Source organism: Sulfitobacter sp. HI0040 (assembly GCF_001634885.1).
Lineage (GTDB): Bacteria > Pseudomonadota > Alphaproteobacteria > Rhodobacterales > Rhodobacteraceae > Sulfitobacter.
Genome location: NZ_LWEX01000094.1, coordinates 1 through 18,031, shown reverse-complemented (window position 1 = coordinate 18,031; position 18,031 = coordinate 1). Strand labels below are relative to the sequence as shown.

The 18,031-nt window shown below is 60.1% G+C and carries 16 protein-coding genes and 5 pseudogenes; 12 read left to right on the top strand and 9 right to left on the bottom strand.

The window, feature by feature from the left end; translation table 11 throughout:
- Positions 1-1,244 (bottom strand): DDE-type integrase/transposase/recombinase (locus A3728_RS07435; RefSeq protein ID WP_150120681.1); only part of this gene is annotated, 1,244 nt, incomplete at its 3' end.
- 144 nt (positions 1,245-1,388) lie between these two features.
- Here A3728_RS07435 and A3728_RS22245 point away from each other — a divergent pair.
- Positions 1,389-1,873: pseudogene (locus tag A3728_RS22245) on the top strand (IS5 family transposase); the annotation flags it as partial.
- A 150-nt stretch (positions 1,874-2,023) separates the two neighbouring features.
- Positions 2,024-3,463 carry a hypothetical protein gene (locus A3728_RS07425; RefSeq protein ID WP_024099412.1) on the top strand — a complete coding sequence of 480 codons (1,440 nt, stop codon included), beginning with the start codon at positions 2,024-2,026 and terminating at the stop codon, positions 3,461-3,463.
- Between the two features lie 346 nt (positions 3,464-3,809).
- On the opposite strand, the pseudogene A3728_RS07420 reads toward A3728_RS07425, so the two are convergent.
- From A3728_RS07420 to A3728_RS07405, 4 genes and pseudogenes are all read right to left on the bottom strand, one after another.
- Positions 3,810-4,334, bottom strand: a pseudogene (locus tag A3728_RS07420) (IS110 family transposase); the annotation flags it as partial.
- Positions 4,335-4,393: 59 nt separating this feature from the next.
- The gene (locus tag A3728_RS07415) at positions 4,394-5,245 is read right to left on the bottom strand and encodes a TniQ family protein (RefSeq protein ID WP_081731462.1); all 852 of its coding nucleotides are present in this window, start codon (positions 5,243-5,245) and stop codon (positions 4,394-4,396) included.
- Positions 5,182-6,060, bottom strand: coding sequence for a TniB family NTP-binding protein (locus A3728_RS07410; RefSeq protein WP_007803215.1), 879 nt, complete (start codon positions 6,058-6,060; stop codon positions 5,182-5,184). Before A3728_RS07410 ends, A3728_RS07415 begins: the two co-directional genes overlap by 64 nt.
- 90 nt (positions 6,061-6,150) lie before the next feature.
- The gene (locus A3728_RS07405) at positions 6,151-7,083 is read right to left on the bottom strand and encodes an IS5-like element ISRhba5 family transposase (protein ID WP_007803217.1); all 933 of its coding nucleotides are present in this window, start codon (positions 7,081-7,083) and stop codon (positions 6,151-6,153) included.
- 251 nt (positions 7,084-7,334) lie between these two features.
- Between A3728_RS07405 and A3728_RS07400 the strand changes: the two genes are divergently transcribed.
- Entirely contained in the window at positions 7,335-8,177 is an 843-nt protein-coding gene (locus tag A3728_RS07400) for a hypothetical protein (RefSeq protein ID WP_007803218.1), read from the top strand.
- A gap of 58 nt (positions 8,178-8,235) precedes the next feature.
- Here A3728_RS07400 and A3728_RS07395 read toward each other — a convergent pair whose 3' ends face one another.
- The 3 genes from A3728_RS07395 to A3728_RS07385 form a co-directional block, all read right to left on the bottom strand.
- Positions 8,236-8,805 carry a PIN domain-containing protein gene (locus tag A3728_RS07395; RefSeq protein WP_007803220.1) on the bottom strand — a complete coding sequence of 190 codons (570 nt, stop codon included), beginning with the start codon at positions 8,803-8,805 and terminating at the stop codon, positions 8,236-8,238.
- Positions 8,802-9,266 (bottom strand): excisionase family DNA-binding protein, encoded by a 465-nt coding sequence (locus A3728_RS07390; protein WP_007803221.1) that lies wholly within the window; start codon positions 9,264-9,266, stop codon positions 8,802-8,804. The genes A3728_RS07395 and A3728_RS07390 overlap by 4 nt, the downstream gene beginning before the upstream one ends.
- Positions 9,267-9,415: 149 nt before the next feature.
- Positions 9,416-10,483 (bottom strand): helix-turn-helix domain-containing protein, encoded by a 1,068-nt coding sequence (locus A3728_RS07385; RefSeq protein ID WP_007803223.1) that lies wholly within the window; start codon positions 10,481-10,483, stop codon positions 9,416-9,418.
- 226 nt (positions 10,484-10,709) lie between these two features.
- On the opposite strand from A3728_RS07385, the gene A3728_RS07380 reads away from it, so the two are divergent.
- The 7 genes and pseudogenes from A3728_RS07380 (at position 10,710) to A3728_RS07350 (ending at position 16,948) form a co-directional block, all read left to right on the top strand.
- Positions 10,710-11,594, top strand: coding sequence for a recombinase family protein (locus tag A3728_RS07380; RefSeq protein WP_067921655.1), 885 nt, complete (start codon positions 10,710-10,712; stop codon positions 11,592-11,594).
- Between the two features lie 293 nt (positions 11,595-11,887).
- The gene (gene repA / locus A3728_RS07375; protein ID WP_161487189.1) at positions 11,888-13,033 is read left to right on the top strand and encodes a plasmid partitioning protein RepA; all 1,146 of its coding nucleotides are present in this window, start codon (positions 11,888-11,890) and stop codon (positions 13,031-13,033) included.
- On the top strand, positions 13,023-13,946 hold the full coding sequence (locus tag A3728_RS07370) for a ParB/RepB/Spo0J family partition protein (RefSeq protein ID WP_067921651.1): 924 nt from the start codon (positions 13,023-13,025) through the stop codon (positions 13,944-13,946). The genes repA and A3728_RS07370 overlap by 11 nt, the downstream gene beginning before the upstream one ends.
- A gap of 204 nt (positions 13,947-14,150) precedes the next feature.
- Complete coding sequence (locus tag A3728_RS07365) at positions 14,151-15,284, top strand: helix-turn-helix domain-containing protein (RefSeq protein WP_067921649.1); 1,134 nt, start codon at positions 14,151-14,153, stop codon at positions 15,282-15,284.
- A 113-nt stretch (positions 15,285-15,397) separates the two neighbouring features.
- Positions 15,398-16,156, top strand: a pseudogene (locus A3728_RS23675) (DNA-binding protein); the annotation flags it as partial.
- A gap of 128 nt (positions 16,157-16,284) precedes the next feature.
- Positions 16,285-16,539, top strand: coding sequence for a type II toxin-antitoxin system prevent-host-death family antitoxin (locus tag A3728_RS07355; protein WP_236628200.1), 255 nt, complete (start codon positions 16,285-16,287; stop codon positions 16,537-16,539).
- The gene (locus tag A3728_RS07350; RefSeq protein ID WP_231017891.1) at positions 16,532-16,948 is read left to right on the top strand and encodes a hypothetical protein; all 417 of its coding nucleotides are present in this window, start codon (positions 16,532-16,534) and stop codon (positions 16,946-16,948) included. The genes A3728_RS07355 and A3728_RS07350 overlap by 8 nt, the downstream gene beginning before the upstream one ends.
- Before the next feature lie 28 nt (positions 16,949-16,976).
- Here the strand turns inward: A3728_RS07350 and A3728_RS07345 are convergent, their stop codons facing one another.
- Positions 16,977-17,270, bottom strand: a complete 294-nt coding sequence (locus A3728_RS07345) for a hypothetical protein (RefSeq protein ID WP_067921643.1) — start codon at positions 17,268-17,270, stop codon at positions 16,977-16,979.
- A 338-nt stretch (positions 17,271-17,608) separates the two neighbouring features.
- Between A3728_RS07345 and A3728_RS23670 the strand changes: the two are divergent.
- Positions 17,609-17,818: pseudogene (locus A3728_RS23670) on the top strand (hypothetical protein); the annotation flags it as partial.
- 45 nt (positions 17,819-17,863) lie between these two features.
- Positions 17,864-18,031, top strand: a pseudogene (locus A3728_RS23965) (IS256 family transposase); the annotation flags it as partial.

Sequence of the window (18,031 nt, the reverse complement as noted above, 5' to 3'; positions counted from 1 at the left end):
TGGCCTGCAAGGGCATCGGACCAGTACCTTATCTGGAACAGATGGATGCCGTCACGCCTGATCTTGCGCAGTTCACTCGGCAGGAAGCTCACCTGAAAGGCTTCCATCTCGAAGGGGATGTCGCCTGTCATTTGCTCTGAGAGCGCCTCCCATTTGGCAACGGGCGTGCAGCCAAGACTTGAATGAATGCTGTTGTTGTAACGGCAGATTTCCAGAGCAAACCAGCGATCGAATTCGCTCAACGTCATCGTGGCCTTGCTTTCGGCGTCATAGTCGCCCTTTGCCGCGATCGAGGATTGCGTTGTTCCCGGCAACAGGTGAACGGCCCCCATCATGGTGCCGATCAACCGTTCGATGTGACCACCGAAGTGAGGACTTGCTGGCGGTCGATAGACCAGATCGATCCCCCAATCCGCACAGGCCGACCGAAAGGCGCGCGACCGGAAATCGCGACCGTTATCGACGTGGATGCTGTGCGGTTTGCCCTGTGCCGGCCAAGGAACATCGCACGCCAATTCCGCAAGAAGTTCCTCCTTGAGGGCCACCGCCTGTGTCAGGCAAAGCGCCACTGACAGACGCGAAGGTGCCTCGAGAGAGGTGTAATATCCGGTCACCATCCGCGTTGCGACGTCGATCGCCAGCGTGACCCAAGGCCGCCCAATTGGTTTGCGTTCAAAGCCGTCGACAAGAATGATGTCCGCCGGTGTATGATCAATTTGGACGATCTCCAGTGGCATACTGGCCTTGTTCTCACCTGTGACCGGCGCAAATTTCTGGCGGGCCGCCTTTGCGCCCTCTCGTGCCTTCGCAACTTCGCGGGCATCCATCGCATCCAGACGACGCTGAACCGTTCGCCGTGTCGGCGGTTGCAAGCCCTCCTGCCAGCAAGCGCTGCGGATTTCTGTCACGACGCGCGACAAGCTCGAACGCTCCCGGCGCAAGAAATAGCGGCGAAGGTGCTCCTCGATTACCGCTTCGACTTTGCTGGATATTAACATCGTCCCGGTCGGGCGGCCCCGTTTCCGCGGAGCCAGAGCGCTGGTGCGCCCACCCTCTTCCGCCAACCGTTTTATCCAACGCCAGACCGTCGCCCTGCTGACACCAAGCTCCCAAACGGCGTCATTGATGCCACGTTCCAGGCTGCCAGTCCCATTGAGATATGCCTGAACAAGAGGGCGCAGCACCGCGGCCCTGCGCGCCTCTTCAGCACCAACGGCAACGGAGTCTTCGCCATCATCATTCATCGATATTTGCCGCAAATGTCTGTGAACCCTGTCTCAGGTTTAAGGGCAAAAATATCAGAATTAAAGGCAAAATCTCATATTTAAGGGCAAAGCTCAGCCGTTGATTTCGTTGGATTTCCCATCTCACAATTAAGGGCTACGCGACACCTTGGGATCGATGAAGAAACGTTGGAGATCCGGGCCGTCGAAGTCACCGGGAGCCACATCGGTGATGCGCCCATCCTACCCACCTTCTCGACCAAATCCCGCAGGACCAGGAAATCGGTAGCGTTACGGCTGATGGCGCCTACGACACGCGCAAATGCCACGATGCGATTGCAGATCGCGGTGCCCATGCCGTCATCCCGCCCCGCAAGAACGCGAAGCCCTGGAAGACGATCACCGCCGGAGCCGTGGCGCGAAATGAGGCCCTGCGCGCGGCGAAATACCTGGGCCGCGCGCTCTGGCGACGATGGAGTGGATACCACCGCCGAAGCCGCGTCGAGACAAAGATGCATTGTATCAAGTTGCTGGGCCAGCGGCTCATGGCACGGGACTTCGATCGACAGGTCGCCGAACTCCAGGTCCGCATCGCCGTCCTGAACGGCTACACCGCGCTCGGAATACCCGTCACGGAAGCTGTGGGATAAGTCCGTCCGGGGAAAGGGGAACCTCGGCCTTAAGCCGATTTGTGCATCAGAGCCCTTGACACTAATAATTAGCTATCTATGTTTTTTCCCGGCGATGGTTCCCCGGAAGAGGAGCCGGATTTCATCGCTGCATCAAACTGGAGGAAATTCATGTCACGGACAGCCAATTTGGCCGGCCCGCGTTCGCGGACCGGAATGGTGGTGCTTTGCCTCGCTCTGACCGCGGGCTTCGCCCCGCTCGCGTCGGCGCAGGAGCAGCCCGCCTTCAACGAACATGCGGGAACCCTGCCGGACGGGACGGCATGGCTGATCCGCGTGCCCGAGAACTGGAATGGTCGACTACTCAGGGATCTGGATTTCGCCAGCAACGTTTCGGTCGCGTCAGCGGTCCAGCGGTATGACGACCTGCTCGGTCGTGGCTATGCCTTCGCCGGGCTCGCCCGGCACCCGCTGCGCCTGTGGCAATACGATCCGCAGCGTGAAATCCTGAATCTACAAGCTGTTCAGGACATTTTCACGGACCTGGAGCGCGCTCCTGACATGGTGCTGCAATACGGCTGTTCTGGCGGAGGGCTCGACAGCCTCGCTTCGGCCGAGGATTACCCGGACAGGATCGACGGTGCCGCCGTGCTTGCCGCCCATACGCCGGTCTGGATCATGAGCAGTTTCCTGGATGGCTGGTTCGCCATGCAGACCCTGCTGGGCGAAAGCTATGAGGCCGCTGGGCACGGTCCGGCCAGCGATCTCGCCATCGTCGGCCTGCCCAATGCCGGAGCGGGTGGCGAGCGCAGCCTTGACGCGATCCGTGCGTCCTGGATGGCCGCCATCGAAACGGCGGGCGAAAGCCCGGAGGGCCGCGCGCGGCTGGCGCTTGCCTTCGCCATCGGACAGTGGTCGCCGTGGATGGTCGAGGGGACCGAACTACCCGACACCGCGGATGCCGGCGCCATGGCCGACATGATCGTGGCCTCGGCGCTGCGCATCGGCGGTAATGTTGGCGGGTCCTCGCGGCTTCTGTTCGAAAACGCCGCATCGGGGCAGCAACTTTCCGGGAACGAGGGGGTCGACTATGCCGCCTTCTACCAGAATGCCGCACCCGCGATGGCGCGGACGGTTGAGGCGCTCTACGAACAGGCCGGTTTGGACCTTCAGGCCGACATTGCCAGGATCGACGCCGCCCCCCGCATCGCGGCCTCGGATTATGCGCGCGATTTCTGGGCCGCAGACGGGCGCACGACGACCGGCGATCTGCAGGTTCCGGCGATCCGCATCCACATGCTGGGCGACTGGGCCATTCCCTACACGCTGATGGAAGGCTACGGCGCGCTGGTGCAGGAGCAGGGTACCGGCGATCTGTATCGGCAGTCGCTGGTCCAGGGCACGGGCCATTGCGAGTTCACGGCTGCCGAAAGCACGGCCATCGTCGAGACCCTGGTCGAACGGATCGAAACGGGCGCCTGGCCCGAGACATCGCCCGAGGCGCTGAACGCCGCAGCCGAGGCGCTGGAAACCGGGAGCGCCCCCCGGTTCATCGAACACGGTGATTGGCGCGTGGCAGCCTATAACCGGCCCTGGGTTCCGGCAGAATGAGCCGATGGGGAACTGGCGCTGCGCCGGTTCCCCCACAGGTCCGGTGGCGCAAGTCATTGGTGGACCGTCGCCAACGCGCAGTGGGCATCTCTGGCGAGGGCAAGTGTTCCCATGTCTGGACGACCCCTGCTGCGCAAGCTGGGAATTGACGCGCCTATGCCGAAAGCAGTCATGTCTACGGCCTTTGTGGTGCGGTCTAGCCGCTGGCCCAGATGAAGTCCGCGGATCGGGTCCCAATCAAAATTGCGCGCTTTCTGCGCCTTGACCCCCTGGGGTGTCCCGATCCCCGGTTCGACCGGTTTGTCATCTCTTCTCAGCTTCACGCATTCCGTCAGCGGTTCCGCGCTCAGGAGACAGGGGCCGCGTAGATCTCGTTGCGGCGCAGGAGCGCCCAAGCGATCCGGGCAGTCTTGTTGGCGAGCGCGACCGCAACGACTTTCGGTCGCTTGCGTGCTTTAAGCCCAAGCATCCAAGCCTTGCCGGCATCGCCCTGCCTTGCAAAGCGAAGCACCGCAGTCGCGCCGGAAACGAGCAGTCGCCGGATATATCCATCACCCTGCTTGCTGATCCCGGTCTGTCGATCCTTGCCACTGCTTGAGTTCGCCCGTGGCGTCAGGCCTAGCCAGGCCGCGAACTGTCGTGCCGAGCGGAACAGGCTCGGATCCGGAACATTTGCAGCAATTGCGCTGGCGGTGATCGGTCCGATACCGGGAATGGTCGCCAGTCGCCGGCTCGTCTCGTGCGTCCGGTGCCACTCGAGGATCCGTTTCTCCAGGGCCTCAGCCTGATCGGCAATCGCCTCCGCTTGGCAGATCAACGCATGGATGGCAGCCGCAGCATGGTCAGGCAACCGTTCCTGGTTCTCTCGGAAGTGGGTGTCGCCTTGCCCTTAAATCCGAGACACGGCGCGTTTTCCGGCCTTTCTTGCCCTTAAATTTGAGATGAGGTGGCTGAACCGCCGACGCGTAGTCGCATCCGCTGAGCAATCTGGTCGACGGTTGCAAGCAGTCGGGGCTCCTTATCGTAGGCGCGAAGCAGGGCAACTCGTGCGTAGACGTCGATGTCCATGCTGCACAACGCAGCCTTTACCAGTGGACGTGATTGGGCGGAGGCAATGGCGGCAAGGCAGAAGAGCCTTATGTTCGGGCGGGGGCTTTGAAGCGCGAAGAAAGGGTCTCCACATAAAGCTTTGAGTCCCATCGCGAAGGTGACCGCCCGCATGGCTCGGCGTAGTTGACGCGCGCTGCCCGACACCGCGACACGCTCCAGGATCCGTGCCCCCCGGCGGGCACGATCAACCAGCTTTTCGGAGACCGCTGCGCCATTTTGCCTGTCGGCCTTTGGAAGAAGCCGGGCACCACAAATCTGGCAGTCGAACGCCCAGGCCCTACGCCAGTGCCTGAGCTCAAGGCCGCCATCAGCGCAGCTTGTGCAAGCCTGGAACGGCACCTGTGCGGTCAACCGCATCTCTGCTTCCGGCATCGCCGCGAAAGTCATCGACGACACGAACGCTGGATCGAAGCGCGCCGCAACGGAAATCCTATCCGCGGCCAGCATGTCGAGATCAAAATCAAGGGCTGCAGCATATTTTGCGTCGATCCCGATATGGGCGAGCAGGTCTGCTACCTCGCAATGATTGGAAGCGGCCAGTCGCGATAACCAACCAGAAAGCAACTCGTCCGGCACTGGCGTCACCGATATCGGCAGCGGGATACACGTCACGCCCCAGATTTCTCGAGCCGTCGCTGAGCGTTTGCATGGCGCGACCAGACCGGTGTCCATTTTGCGATGGCATCATCAGTGACGCACTCGTCACCGCTGATGATCGCGTCGATGGACAGATCCTTGACCAAGGCAAAGATGCGGGACGTCACCCCGCCAGTTAATGCGAGGATCTGCTTGAGCGACCGCACTTGCAGATTGGATTTCTTCTCCAGCGGCATGGCCGCGATCAATGTCTGGATCATATCCGAAAACTCGGCATCATCGCGCCAATTCGGCAGGTGGTGTTCATCAAGCCGACGGGCCAGTTGGACATCGCCGCGAATGGCATCGACGGCTTCGCTGACACCGTAGCAGACCAAAGATGCCTCCAGCTCGTTGCTGAGATACCTCAAGACATTGAGGAACCGGCGCTGTTCCCTATGCGTGCCCGCAAGAAGGTTGTGGACTTCGTCGATCATGATCATCCGCAGCCCGAGGTCGCGCAAAAGGCCCACGACCCGAACTTCCAGCGAGGCAACACTCTGCGCCTTCAGGCTCAGCGTCGACGACGGGGCTCCGACGGCTGCGAGGATGTGCATATAGAACCGCCGCTCATCAGGAGCGGGTGGCGCCTGCAACAGAAGTAACGGGGTGTGGGTGACGCCCGACTCCGGATCATACTCCGGCGCATAGCGTCGCGACAGGTTGCGGGCGATCATTGTTTTGCCGATGCCGGACGCCCCATGCACCAGAAGGCCAGGCATGCGGGTCTGCCGCGACATCTCAATCAGACCATGCAGCCGGTCCAGCACTTGCTCCGCTCGGGGAAAGCCGATCCAGATGTCCGATTGAATGAGGGCGATGCGGCCGTCGTCTTCAGTTTCTGCCCTCAATTCACCAGCGCTCCACCTTGAACATGGGGCGCGATGGGCGTTGTTGCAGAAAGTCGGCCTGAGTTGTGAGTGCCCCTTTCCCATTCAGTTTCATGCCACGCGGACGACGTGGGCGGTGCCGAGCGCGTTGAAGCGATTGACAAGGGCGACCCGGATGTGGATTTCGGCGGTTTGGCGATCTGGATCCCGCGCGGCGATGCGCTCACCGAAGGCCTTCAGGCATCGCATCTTGGCCTCCACTCGGCTACGGGCGTGGTATCCGGTCCACCGCTTCCAGAATGCCCGACCGTAGTGACGCGTGGCGCGCAGGGTTTCGTTGCGCGCCTTGGCAGCCGGGCAGTCCTCTTTCCAAGCTCGACCGTTCCTTCGGGTCGGTATGATTGCCGTGCCACCGCGTGCGATGACGGCGCCGTGGCAGCGGCGGGTATCGTAGGCACCATCCGCGGTCACGGTGCCGATGTCCTCGTCCTCGGGGATCTGGCCCAACAGGTCCGGCAGGACTGGGCTGTCGCCTTCCCGGCTAGGGGTGAACTCGACGGCCCGGATATCCGAGGTGGCGATATCCATCGCCAGATGCACCTTGCGCCATTGGCGGCGGCCCTGAACGCCATGCTTGCGGGCCTGCCATTCGCCGTCGCCAAGAAACTTGATGCCGGTGCTGTCCACCAGAAGATTCAGCGGCCCTTCGGCACGGCGATAGGGGATCTGCACCTTGAGGGTCTTCTGTCTGCGGCACAGCGTCGAGTAGTCCGGAACGGGCCAGTCTAGCCCTGCCAGGCGCAGGAGGCTCGCGACCATTCCGGCTGTCTGCCTGAGCGGTAGCTTGAACAGAACCTTGAGCGACAGGCAAAACTGGATCGCGGCATTCGAAAAGACCGGCGGGCGCCCTGGGCGTCCCTCATGCGGCGCGTGCCAGGTCATCTCCTTGTCCAGCCAGATCAGCAGCGATCCGCGCTTCCTGAGCGCATCGTTGTAGCTGGACCAGTTCGTCGTGCGGTAGCGGGCGGGCTTGGGCTTGCTCATGCAGATCGTCTAACCGCATGGATTCCCGATGTGAATCCTTCACCGACTGAGTTCTGCAACAACGCCCAGTGCATCACCCAAAAAAAGGGAAACGACGCCAGACCGAGAAGCCTGACGCCGCGCTAGAAAAAAACCCCTGAACACGGTTCTTCTAGCGCAGTGTCCGAACCCCTGCAACCAGCAAAGTGTTTTTGCTGGCAAGAATGTTGTTTGCTCTCGACATGGCATCGTCTCTCTCAGGAGATACGACCATGGAACCAACGACTGGCCTGATCCTAAGGCGGATCACGCAGACAGACCTCTCTGTTTCGGCGCACAAACTGGCCACGCTCATCCTCGACGGAATTGCGTGGAAGGACGGGTATAACGGCCTGCCCCGCGGCACGGCTGCCTTCACCCTGTCCTCTCTGGCAGCGAAGATGGGCGTCTCGCGCCAGTACCTGAGCGTTCTGCTGAGTGAGCTTGAAACTTCTGAACTGAAGCTTGAGCGCGAGAAGTCGAACGGCAAGTTCGCCCCCTGGCTCTTCCGCTTCGCGGCCTTTGACGACGGCGAACAGACCCACGATCTCGTGTCAGACGGAGACGACACATCACTATCTAGAGAAGAATCTAACAAAACTATATTCACAGGACAGATCAACATTGACGGTTGCTCGAACGTGTTCCGAACATGCTGGGCCGAGCTGATCAAGGCCGCGAAGAGCGCCCTACCCTGCTGGAACGTCGATACGCAAGTGATCTGGGAACGCTTCCTTGCCTTCAACCGGGCCCGTGGGAACAGCAAGGTTCCGGCCGGTTTCCTGCTCGGCTTCATGCGCCGGTGGCGCACCTCGCTTGGAGAAGCGACGCGCCCACCGGCTCTCCCCGCACCACAGCCGGTTCAAGAGCCACGAGAGCGCGAGCTGCACGAACAGATCAAGGCTGCGCCAAGCTCGAACCGCCAGTTTCACGCGTCAGACCTGTGTCGCGTCATAGGGCAAGCGGCGTACGATGCGCGCATTGTCGCCGTGATCCGGCAGTTCGGTTGCCCGAGGTTCACTGCTACGCTTGCAGTCCACGGGCGTGCAGTCCTGGCGGGCGAAATCTCGCGGTGATGATGGATCGGGTGCCACAACTCTGGCCAGAACGTATTCAGTCAGGGCAGTTCTGGGATCAAAGCAGGTCGGCGAATTGCTCCAGGTCGGCAACCGTGGCGACCAACCCCTGCTGTGTCAGGATCGCGAGATACTCGTCGACGCTTTTGAGCGGATTCTTGAGGCGCGCGCGAACTTTCCGCAGCGCGGAACAGACCAGACCGGGCGCGAGAGACAGTTGGTTCCGGAAAAAGTCGTCAGGGTGTTGGGTCTCGATGCCAAAGGGCGCAAGTGCCGCTGGTGGGAAGTCCTTCAGGTTCTGCGTGACGATCGCGTCACAGCGCCCAACGATTGCCGCCGCCAGAACGTGCCGATCGTCAGGGTCCGGCAGTGTTAGGGCCGGCACCAATGCCTCGTAGCCGGTGACCAGACAGTCGCGTGTGGCCCTGTCCATCAAGTCGCGAGTTCGTTCCAGCGCGGCGCGCTCCCGATGAGGTTCATTGCGCAGAAGCGCATCAATCCACTCCCGATGGATATCGGCCGTCCACTTGGCCTTGAAAAGGTCTGTGACCGCCAACTGCATCAGTGCATCGCGCATCGGCGCGGGATAAAGGACGTTCGCATCGAACAGGACCGTGTACTGGCTCATTTCGAGCGGTAGCCCATGTCCTGCTCTTGAGCGTCGGCGGCCAGTTGATCGAGCGCAGCTTCACGCTCGGTATCGATCGCGGCCTTGTAGGACATCACGTCTTCCATGCGGACGCGGCGATGCTTGCCGACCTTCCGATGCGGTATGGCACCATCCTCGAGCAGCTTGATCAGGAACGGACGCGAGACGTTCAGAACCTCAGCGGCCTGTACGGTCGAGAGTTCGGCGTTCTCGGGGATGATGGTGACCCCCCGCCCCGCTGCCATCGCCTCGAGGATCTCCATGAGCAGCGATACGGCGCCCGCAGGAAGCTCGATCGGCTCCATCTGCTCGGAGTCCGTCACACGAAGTTTCAACGGCGCGCGCGCCTGGGCGAAGCGTGACAATGCCTGGCCAGAGACGCGCGCAATCGCTGCGTCCTGCGGCGTGGGCGGAAGATGTCGGTGTGCCAGCATGTTCATGGTGGTCTCCTCTCCGGTTTCTGTTCTCTACCACCATATATGAAATAAGTGCAACAAATGCATTAAGTGTTGGTGAGTTTCTGCGCGCCCTGCCGCGTGCTCGCGGTTATCGCTGCTGTCGAGTGAGCGGGTGAGACCCACGCTAACCTTCAGTTTGTCGCCTTCCACATCCTGAACCGCCCCTGTCCTGTCACCTCGCGGATCAGACCCCGCTCTTGCATCCATGCAAGGTTGCGCTGAACAGCGGCGCGACTGGCACTCGTCAGGGCCTGGGCCATTGGCGCAGAGACGAGCGGCCATTCGGTCAGCACTGCGCGCAAGGCCGGCGGCGTCCTGCCCGAGAGCAATGTCATTTCGGCTTCCGCCCGCGCCGACCATGCCTCGATATCGTCAAGGTGCCGCACCGCGGTCAGGCACGCGGCTTCCATCCCGTATAGCCAGCGTTCCAGACGTTCGAACGGTGAACCACCGGCTCGTAGTCCCCCTGCCCCGCCCATGGCCAGAGGCGTGAAGACTGCGCCTCTTCCATCGCTGGCCGCGATCCGCGCAGCTGCGACAGCCGCTTCCATACGGTCGTCGTGCTGCCCGAGCCCCGCGAGGCGCCAGAGGTGAAAGCCCGCGCAAGCGCGAGTGATCGGGTGCAGGTCCGTGGCCTGCCCCATCAGATCCAGCCAACCGCTCGCGCGATCCACGAACGGCTCGGTCTCATCACTGATGTTCTCGGGGTCGCGACGGTCGAGGAAGGCGGAAAGGTCCTGCTCCGGTCCCGGTCCACCCGTCAGTCGCCGAATCGCCCATCCGACTCGCGCCAGCGCCGCCGTGTCGTCCTGGACACCGGACAGGCGCAGCGAGATCCAGAGCGCCAGCCGGTCTTGGCTGATGCGGTCACCGGTGTGCCAGCTCAAATCTGCGGCCTCCATCAGCGCAAGCCGATGCCGCCATCCTTCCGGTCCGCGCTTCAACCGGTCATCCAGCGCGCCGACGCGACCGGCCACACGGGCAAGACGCGCGGCCTGCCCGCCCTCTGCCTTCCGCCATTCGTCGAGGACCTCGGTTTCACGCGGTTCGGCCCGTGGTCCCGGCGGCAAATAGTCCGGCTCGTCGTCCATCGGACCGGGCAGAAACCACAGGTCGTCCTCAGACGCCTGTTCGACCTCCTCAGCATAAATGCCGAGCGCGTCGGATTCATCATACAATGCGGGGGTTCCAGGCCTCATATGCGCAAAATACAGCTATTTTGAGCTTTACCCAAGGGTTTTATCAGAGTGCGTTTGTACACCTTACATAGCACGCGCGCGCGATGGTCCGCGAGACCTCCCTGATCGCGCTCTGCGTATGGAAACCAAGGGCTTTCTGATGAACAGCGCCACAGAGCGCGCCCTTGCATTCATTTACAAACGGTCGTTTAATGACGCTATATGAAACTGCAAAAATATTGTTTTGATGCCCCTGATCGGTTATGCCCGCGTATCTACCGAGGATCAGACCCCCCTGCCCCAGTCGCAGGCCCTGAAATCTGCGGGTTGCGCCGAAATCTATGAAGAGCACGCCTCAGGCGGCAATCGCGCGCGGCCGGTGCTTGGGCGAGTGTTGGAACGCATCGGCAAAGGCGACACGCTGGTCGTCGTGCGGATTGACCGCCTCGCGCGATCCCTGTCGCATTTGCTGGAGGTGATCGAGCGGCTGGAGGCCAAGGGTGCGTTCTTTCGTTCCATTCAGGACCCGATCGACACCGGATCCCCGCAAGGCAAGTTCACGCTGCAGGTCTTGGGCGCTGCGGCCGAGTTCGAGCGCGCACTAATCCGGGAACGGACGAAGGCTGGCTTGGCCAGCGCACGCACAAAGGGCCGCGTGGGCGGAAACCCCGGACTGCGGGCCAAAGACCCTGCCGCTCTTCGCAAGGTGCGGTTGGCGCGACAGGACGGCTACATTGAGCGTCTGAACGAGACGGCACAGGACTGGGTGCCCCATGTGCGTCGGTTGCGCCCCGACTTGGCCTGGGAAGACGTGGTGCGCATCATCAACGGCCCCCTGCCCGAGGCGCGTCGCTGGACCCAAAGCCGTCTCTTGCGCGCCGTGAAGGCCTATGTCCGCGACGGCTTCCTGCCCGAAACAGTTTTAGCCCGCGCCGGCCGCCGCGAAACCGATGACCGCCTGCCCGCCATCGTCGCCGCCATCAAGGGCGCGGATCCCGGCATTAAGCTCCAAGCGATCTGCACCCGGCTGGAAGCGATGCGTGAGCGCACGCCCCGCGGGCGGACAAGCTGGCAGCCTTCGTCGGTGAAGATGCTGCTGGAGCGGGCCGAGAGGCTGGGGTTGCTCGACTGAGATCCCGGAGAATCGTCCATCCGATTCTGCCGACTGAATTCTCTACGCACTCACAATACATCTTGTGGTCACTTCGCAACTGGCAACGAGGTGTTGAAGTAAAGTGAGAGCGCAGTCGCCCAAGACGCTGATTTTTAACAGTTTACCGTCGACAGAAATGGGTGCCTTCAACGCCCTCAGGCCGCTCAACGGTTTGGTCTGGATTTATCCACAATATCTGTTAAGCTTTGCAAAACAATAAAGACTTGAGGGCAGTGATGAACGGGATACGGGCCTCCCAGAGATTTGAAGTCATGTCCAAGCGGCTTGGTAGTCGGTTGCGTGAACATGCGCAGGAAACCTTCCCACCGGACGCTCAGAAGGGCCTCCGCCGCTTCGCCATGAGGGAAGCGGCTGAACTTCTTCGCATTAATCAGAATACCTTCCGCCATCATGTGTCAAACCTCGAAGGCTTCCCCGAAGGTGTTCTGGAGGGCGGCAACCGCCGTAGCTTCTCTGCAGAGGAGATGGTCGAGGCACAACGCGTACTTCTCGAGACTGGAAGGATCAAGCCAGAAGAACACCCGCACAGAAGACCGGGAGAGGCTTGTCAGGTCTTGACGATCTTCAACCTGAAGGGTGGTTCGGCAAAGACGTCATCTGTTGCCCATGTAGGACAACTACTGGGTCTGCGCGGCTACCGTGTCTTGCTGATCGACCTCGACAGCCAGGCAAGTCTGACAAACCTGTTCGGGGTTACTCCCGAGCTCGATCCGGATATGCCGACTTCATACGATCTTATCCGATCCGACGATCCATTACCCGCAACAGAGATCATTCGCAAAACGAACTTTCCGACCGTGGATCTGATCCCGGCATCCATGGACATCATGGAGTACGAGTTTGAGGTCGCCCTGAGCTTCAGACACGGCGCCACCACGTTCCATAGCCGCATCCGGGAAGCGCTTGAGCCCGTCCTCAACCGATATGATGTGGTGATATTTGACACCCCACCGCAGCTGAACTTCTCGGTGATCTCTGCCCTCTTTGCATCGACCGGGGTCCTGATCCCACTCAACGCGTCGATGCTCGATGTCATGTCGCTGGCGAGCTTTCTGGGCATGGCGAGCAACCTAATGGGCGTCGTCGAGGCACACGCTCCGGAACATGGACTGAACTTCGTGCGAGTTCTGATCACACGCTACGAAAATACGGATGGTCCGCAGGTGCAGATTTCGTCTCTGCTTCGGACAGTCCTCGGGGATGCCGTGCTTTCTGCCGAGTTCCTGAAATCAACAGCCGTGGGTGATGCTGCGAACACCCAGCAGAGCATCTTCGAGGTCGAACCTCGCGACGTGAACCGCAGAACTTACGAGCGCGCGATCGAGTCCGTCTCGCGCGTGACCGACGAAGTCGAACGCGAAGTCCTGAAAGCATGGGGGCGTAGCCATGGCACGTAAGGTCTTCGGGGACTCACTCAAGAACGCGATGGGCAAAACGCCGCCTTCAGACGACGATCTGGATATGAAACGGACGAGCCCGACTGTAGCTCGCGCTCAAGCATCTGTGCTCGAAGAGGATAAACACGCCACGCGGCTGATCGACCCGACCGCCATACGGATGTCCGCGGTCATGGACCGCATCGATCCAAGCGATGGTCTGGATGAGCTTGTCTCGTCGATCCGCGAGCACGGTCAAAAGGTTCCAGTACTGGTTCGCCGAACCGAAGACGGTGCGCTTGAGATCGTCTATGGACGCCGTCGGCTTCTCGCTTGTCGCCAACTTGGTCAGAAAGTGCGCGCCACGGTCATGGAGATGACCGACGAGGAAGCTCTCATTGCCCAAGGCGTAGAGAATAATGCGCGCCAAGATCCATCATTCATCGAAAGGGCTCTGTTTGTCGCCGGGATCATTCGAGAACTTGGGAAAACCGACGAAACGCGCAAGAACGCTCAAACGATCGCGTATCGGGCACTTCAGATCGATGAATCGCTCGTCTCGCGGATGAACCGTATCGCTACGGGCATCCCGATGGAACTGATCCAGGCTATCGGACCTGCACACGGCGTTGGTCGACGGGTTTGGGAAAAGCTTTTCAGGCTGTGCGAGAAAGACGTCGCGAGAGCCCGAGAAGTTGCCGGCACAATCCCTCGCAACATACCGGCCCCCGACCGTCTCGAAGCGGCGGTCACCTTGCTGACAGCCACCAAACCATCGACGCAGAAGACGCACCCCAGTGAGCGCGTGAAGATCGGCCGAAAGGGCAACCGTATCACCATCGATGTGGACGCTGATCTTGTCCCTCGTGTTGAGGAGGCAGTCCGGAAGCTGGTCACGGAGCTTCTTGACCGCGGTCAAGACGGGCCAGAGTGACGACCCCCGTGTCTTGACCGCGGTCAAGACATCAAAAGCAACGAGCAGAAAACGAAAGGAGGACCGGCTAGAAAAAGAAAGACCCCCCGAAAGCGATGCTTCCGAAGGGCCTCAATCAGTCTCGACACCTGATTGATACCCCCAAAACGAATCGATTTCAACACCGCTCGCGGTGAACGGGGAAGCTTTTTCTTCCGAAACACCATGAGACATGCAAATGAAACAACAACCGCCCTGGCGGAACGGACGTCTCTACCCTGCCCTAACCCCTATGAGCTTCTGGGCCCAGTTCGCGTACTGAGGAAGGAGCTCGGCCTTACAACCAATGACCTCGCCGTTCTGACCGCGCTCATTAGCTTCCTACCCCGCAAAGAACGTGAGATTCAGGACAGCCAGCGACTTACGCTCACTGTCGTGTTCCCATCGAACGCTTCTCTATCAGAGCGCGCCAATGGACTCGATGAGAGAACAATTCGACGCAGCCTGGGACGCCTCTCAGCTGCTGAACTGATCGAGCGCAAGAATTCAGCAAATGGCAAACGCTTTCCGCTGCGGTATGGAGGCGTTATCAGAGATGCCTTCGGTATCGACCTGAAGCCCTTGATCCAGAGGTACGGCTCACTCGCGACACAAGCCTTGCAGCTCACCGAAGAACGCGAGCGCTTGCGCTCACTGAAGGCTGAGGCGTTGGCCCTACGTGCTTCGCTACTCCAACAGACACGCTTCGATGAAGCAAAGCTCTCTACCCTCAACATGATCAGAAATGTCCTGCGTCGAGCAACATTAACCGTTGATGCAGTGCTGAGCGTTATCTCAGAACTTAGGGCCCTCGGAGCCGATACCGACGCAAGCTACGGTGAACACCATGCCGCGGCAAACGCTGGTACCGCAGATAATTTACAAACTATCGAACACCGACCTGATACACCAGATTCCAACGATCTGCCCGCCACAAACGGTCAGAATGTCCGGCACATAGAGTCTATAAAAAAAGATATTAAAAAGATTGTTCCCACTACGGTCAATCACGGTGAACAAACCGCACAAACCAAACCCACGATGAACCGAGACCCAGCACGCATGGCATGGGAAGACTTCACCCACGTTGCGGGATTTTTCCCAGAACCGCCGCGCACGGGAGAAGCCCTCACCCGCATTCTATACGACCTCGGTCGATTGCTTAGAATAAGCCAAGACGAACTGCGGCATGGGATCCAGAAAGCTGGTGCAGGAAAACTGCTCCTCGTTTTCGACTACCTGATAGCAAGAGCAGACACGATCAAACACCCTGACGCTTATTTTGAAAGGGTTCTACGCACACAACTTGCTCCCACATGAACTTCTTGACCGCGGTCAAGAACCACCATGAGAGGGAAAGGAGTGTTGGTTTGAGGGTGACCGGAAGTGAGATCGGAAAAGTGGCTTCCGACGCTTGCCGTGGAGAATATCTGATGACCAAAACTGTCCAGAAAATCACCCTGTCCCCGTCCCGGGATATCCCTTTCGAAAAAATGATGTTGAGGCAGTCCAACGTGCGGCGCATCAAGGCCGGCGTGTCCGTCGAGGACATCGCTCGCCGCGGCCTCATGCAGAGCCTGAGCGTGCGGCCCGTGTTGGCTGACGATGGTACTAAAACCGGCAAGTTCGAGATTCTGACCGAGGACGATTCCCTTGCGGAAACATGCAGAGCGACGCGCTGCACCCGTTCGACCAGTCCTGCGCGTTTGTGTCCCTGCCTGACAAGGGTCAGACCGATGCTGCATGACCTCTTCCAGGGCGATGGCGACAGTTCGCTCGAGGACCTTGCCTTGTTCGATCGGCTGGTGACAGAAAAACTCAAGGCCCAGGCTGAGACGGTTGCGGTTGAGGTCTGGAAGTGGATCGAGGTCGCACTCGACCTGCCCTACGGCTACAGCCACGGCCTGAGGTCCTTGTCCGGCGATCCGGCACCTATGCCGGATGACGAAGCTACGGCCAATGCTAAGCTGCTCGAGGAAGAATACTCGAGTCAGGATGAAATCCCCGACGAGATCGACACGCGGCTTGGCGTGTCGGAAACAGAGGTGGAAGAGATCGAGACCCGGCCGTTGTTCTTCGACGCAAAGGAAATCGGACGGGAAGGGGCGTTCGTCACGTTCGACCGCTACGGCGCGCTGGTAGCCTATCGCGGCTACGACCACCTGACCTCGGACGAGTCCATTGAAGACGGCAACACCGCCTATGAGTACACCTACACTGAGACCGTGCGGCGGTTCGGATGACACATGGAAGGGCTCAACCCATCTCTTGCAGAATATCCAGAATGTATGTATATTCTGGACAAATGGAGACCCTGATCATGAATGAGCTTCCCGAGTTCAAGGCGGCCGACCTGACGCGGCACACAAGTGACCTGTTTGACGCGGCCATTCGCTCGCCGATCGCGATCACCAAACATCGCAAGCCGAAATTCGTGCTCATGAGCATGGATCAGTATCAGCAGCTCGCGCGGGGGGCCACTCAACAAGCTCATATGGTTGACGAGATGCCCGAGGGTCTCAAGGCGCTGATGATAGAAGGGCTCGAGCGGGACTTGACGCAGGCAGATGACTAAGCCGAGTGCTGGAGAGGTTTTCCGCTATCCGTTCCTGTGGAAACGCGAACAGATGGCGGGCGAGACCGAGGGCCGCAAGACGCGGCCTGTCTGTATCGCCGTCACTGTTGCCAAGTCCGATAGCGAGACCGTGGTGTTCATCCTGCCGATCACCACGCAGCCGCCCTTGCCCTCGCGCAAGTTCATCGAGGTGCCACAGATCGAGTCGCAGCGCGTGGGGTTGGAAACCCATGTTCGCAAATGGGTCATGCTGGACGAGATCAACACCGATATTCTGGAGCGGTCCTATGTCTGGGAGGACCGCACGCCCATCGGCACGTTCAGTTCAGTATTCACATCCAAAATCCAGTCCAGCCTGATCGCGCTTGCCAGGTCGGGTGGTGCATCCGTTGTCGATCGGCTGAAGTAGTATCGATCACCGCAGGGTCAGCCCAGCTTCACTTGTTCCCGTCGATCCACTTCGACATCAGCCCCTTGTCGCGGAAACACTCGTCCGGCACAGTGCGGCGTTTGATGCGGGCGAGGCGCTCGGCAAAAGCGACCTGCTTAGATGTCGGGCGGCTATCCTGCGCGCCCGGGGTCAGCTTGGCTTGTGCGTCGATCCAGGCGCTCAAGGAGCGCCGATCTTGCTGAACCTCCCACGGCAAAAGCGTCTGGTTGCGCAGGGCCAGTGAGCGCGCATAGGCAATCTGCTTGAGCGTCGCGGGCAGGGCGTAAGTGGTGCTTTCCATCGGGGATCTCCCTTCTTAGCGTGGTTCCTAAAATAGAACATAACAGGAACAAAATCAAGCCACCTGCGGAAATCATGGGGTTTGAGAGGAAGAGGAGGGCCGGGGAAGGTCAGGCCTTTGGGGTGCCCGAAAGAGGGTGTCCGGGCCTGACCCTGTTCCTCAGTGGGGTCTGCCATCGGAAAGTGCAAGATCCTAGGCTTTCATGAGCTTCGCATTCAACATTCTCCGGCATCAGTTCCCCAAAGAGTGAAAGTGTCCTTCGGGTTTTGTGACTGACGGATGAGGGCCTTTGGGGTCCCTCAGATGGGTCCGGGCCGGGTTCCGGTCTGCCATTTCTGATGAAGGACATTCCAATGCAAACAGGTTTCTTGCGCGTGTTGCGCGCGACCGCTGCCTCGTGGTGGCGACACAAGGAACTACGCCGAACCGGTCAGCTGGGGCAGGCACGGCGGCGCGAGCGGGAGACTGTCCTGCGTGATCTCGGGTATTTGAAGCAGGCCGCGTCATTGCCAAACGCGCATGTCATCTGCGGAGAGTGTCCGACCTTTTGTGTATGATTGATCCGGTTCATGCTTCACCAAAAGGAAGCATGCATGACCATCTCGAAAGAAATCCTGGACGAACTGCTTAAGGGCGTTGATCGCCCTGAGGACCTGCTCGGCGATGCCGGGCTGATGAAAGAGCTGAAGATCAAGCTCATGGAACGGATGCTGGGTGCTGAACTGACCGCGCATCTTGGCTATGAAGAGGGCGAAAGCGCG